This window comes from Acinetobacter sp. YH12097 (assembly GCF_013419225.1).
In the GTDB taxonomy this organism is placed as follows: Bacteria; Pseudomonadota; Gammaproteobacteria; order Pseudomonadales; family Moraxellaceae; genus Acinetobacter; species Acinetobacter amyesii.
Map to the genome: position 1 here is coordinate 1 of NZ_VPAN01000088.1, position 2,936 is coordinate 2,936.

Genomic DNA, 2,936 nt, shown 5'->3' on the forward strand with positions numbered 1-2,936 from the left:
GTTCAAATGGCTATTCTACGTTTGATTGGTTTTGGAAAAAAAGAAGAATTTAAGAAAGTGCTAGCAATTTTAAGAAAGAAAAAGCCTGATAGGACAAGGATCCTATGAAATTTGTCGTGTACAGAGGTAATTTTTATGAAATCTAAAATCATGAGAAAAAGATAGAAAAGCACTTAGTCAGTTTCGGAGTATTATTTAAAACGTGGAGATGTTTTTCCTATGTTGATTAGTCAATTTATTTACGAATGAGGTATAAAGTTTTATCTAATTTTTCTTTTTATCCAATTTAAAATTAGGTGCGTACACGGCCTCAACTTTCAATAAAGTATAAAAGGTGTTTGTGTAGGCAATACCCTTACTTTTGATAAGCCAAAAGAAAGCAAAAGCCTTTGTTACCCATACATAACATCCCTATTATGATGGATAACGTGTGGCATCCCTGCCACACTCGTGTATCCAAACGTTGCTTAAATTAAACTATGTAATAGTGGCGACATAAAGGTGCTCTTATCGCTATATATTAAAAACTTAGTGGAACACTGTTTCTAAAGCTTTTAAACCCACTTTGGGATCAAGTAGACCGTTGTAAATTTCAGGGATTTCACGTTCCACCCCAAAAAATTCATAAATGGCAAGCATCGCCCCACGAACTGAATATTCCACAGTAAAGACCACGTCATCTTCAATTTCCACAAACTGTCCAAGGAAAGCAAAGTTTTGTGAGCCTTGTGGAATTACCTGTGGACGATCCCCCGGTTTACGGCAGGCGAATAGGGCAGAGGCGTATGGCATCATGGCGGTAGTAACATCAGTCGTTGCCAAAACATGATCTAAAATGTCGTCAAAACCGAGCTGTTTAATCAGTTCTGTTAGGATTTCTTGCCCCGTGGCTTCGGACATTGGTTTTTTGATGTAATCGCCTATATGGTCAATTTGGAAACCGTAGCCCCATAAGGTATATAAACCTTCAGGTAAGTCGGCAAAGTGTGGCTGTGCAGGAACCACGATGGATAAATGCCAACCCGACTCATACCAAGTCATGAGTGCGCCTGTGCCTGGTTCATTGCCTGTATAGTCAATAATACGTTTAAGTAGCACGTCATCTTTCATGGTCAGAGTGAAAGACTCCCACTTATGTTCATCGACATTGCCATAAAAAGTCATTGGACGGCCAAAGTCTGGGGCTTTTTGTGCCAGCGTTTCCCAAAGCGTCCAGCCATGATCTTCTCGATGACGAATAAGGGCAGGCACGTCATGATTACCGCCATAACGTGAGTCTGCTGTAATAGAGCCTAAAGTGAAAATAGCTAAATCATTGGCTTTCAGATTAATTTGCTCTGAGCCTTCAGGCAATTGTACATATAGGCGTGAAGCGTAGCGTTCTTGAGTTTCAGCATTGGTAATGAAGTCTGCATCTGTGACATAGTGTCCAAAACGCACATCGACGCCTTGTGCGACTAACCAACGCTGTAGGGGCAGAATCATCGAGTCATATTGGTTGTACTTGGTACGTTTCACACCCGCTAAGGTATGAATGCGTGGCAATTCTTGAATAAAACGCAAGAAATAGCGTCTTAACTCTGCTGCACTGTGCCATTTTTGAAAAGCGAAAGTCGTGCGCCACATGCGCCAGAAATTGGTTTCAAAAAAGGTTTCATCAAAAAACTCATCAATGCGGCGACTGCCAATTTTTTCTTCTTTTGAAGCTAATAGGCGCAGCATCTGTGCACGATGTAGCGTATTCAGACCAAGCTTTGCTGCATCCGCAATGACATGTTCGGCATCAATCAACCGTGCATTGCCGTGGGTTTTCACTTTTTCATTAAACTCACGACATTCTTCACGCACCGAAATGTCTGGATTTTCCAAAGATGGAATACTGGAAAATAAGTCCCATAGGCACAAATAAGTTTCATCGGTCAGCATTCGCCCACCACGTGTTACCCAAGCTTGCGCGGCATGCGGTGTATGTCCACCATCCATCGAACCACCTGAAATATCGAGTTCTTCTAAAATATGGATATTTTTGGCAGGGACTTTGGCATCACGGATTGCAAATGCAGCAGCAGCCATACCTGCGATACCACCACCAATAATCCAAAGATGGGACTGTTGCGCGTCTAATGGGGTGCGCTTCTTATTTTGCATGGTTCACCTTTAATTATGATGTTAAAAATTATGAAGTAAAAAAATTGGTTTAGAAAAACCTTAAAAATAGTATGTCTTTTTATATATGAAAAATGTATGAAATGGGAAGCAATCCCCTCATTATATTTTGTAATCAAAAATAGACGTATGATGGCTATTTTTAATACACATTTGTCTTTTTATTAAAATTGAATATGATCTAAATAATTGATGTTAATGTTTATTGTTGAGTAATTGCTCTATTGTTGTTTTCACTATGCCGTATGCTAAATTTCTTTAAAAATAGGCTTTTTATTTATCATTAAAAAATATCTTTGTACACGACAAAAAAGATAACTTATTGAAATAATGGCATAGTACTTGTTTTCTGACGACGAATATGATGACACATTTCAATGAGTTACATCTCATCTTAAACAAATATCTAAAGTGGAACAAGTCACATGCAAAATATTTTACACTGATTATGCTTGCATTAATTGTAAAACAGACATGTAATCTTTCTTCTGCATCTAAAGCCTTACCCATCAAGTGCTTACCACAATCATTTTACCGACGTATACAACGCTTCTTTGCAGATCAGTATTTCGATTATCGTCAAATTTCTCAGTTAATTTTCAATATATTTTCATTCGATAAAGTCCAATTAACTTTGGATAGAACTAGGGTCTGTTGACATTTGTTGATTAAAAAAATAGCGAGATAGTAAAATTAAATCGCCAAACCCAATTTTACACTCGCTATGCCTCGAACAATGCTAAATGATCAACACTGGTCCAAGTTACTTG

General features: G+C 38.3%; 1 protein-coding gene and 1 pseudogene. One reads left to right on the forward strand and one right to left on the reverse strand.

Annotation, left to right across the window (positions count from 1 at the left end; translation table 11 throughout):
• Positions 1-528: 528 nt before the first annotated feature.
• Positions 529-2,148 carry an oleate hydratase gene (locus FTU37_RS16445; RefSeq protein ID WP_180027353.1) on the reverse strand — a complete coding sequence of 540 codons (1,620 nt, stop codon included), beginning with the start codon at positions 2,146-2,148 and terminating at the stop codon, positions 529-531.
• A gap of 382 nt (positions 2,149-2,530) precedes the next feature.
• Here FTU37_RS16445 and FTU37_RS16450 point away from each other — a divergent pair.
• Positions 2,531-2,812 (forward strand): annotated as a pseudogene (locus tag FTU37_RS16450) (IS4 family transposase); the annotation flags it as partial.
• Between the last annotated feature and the right edge of the window lie 124 nt (positions 2,813-2,936).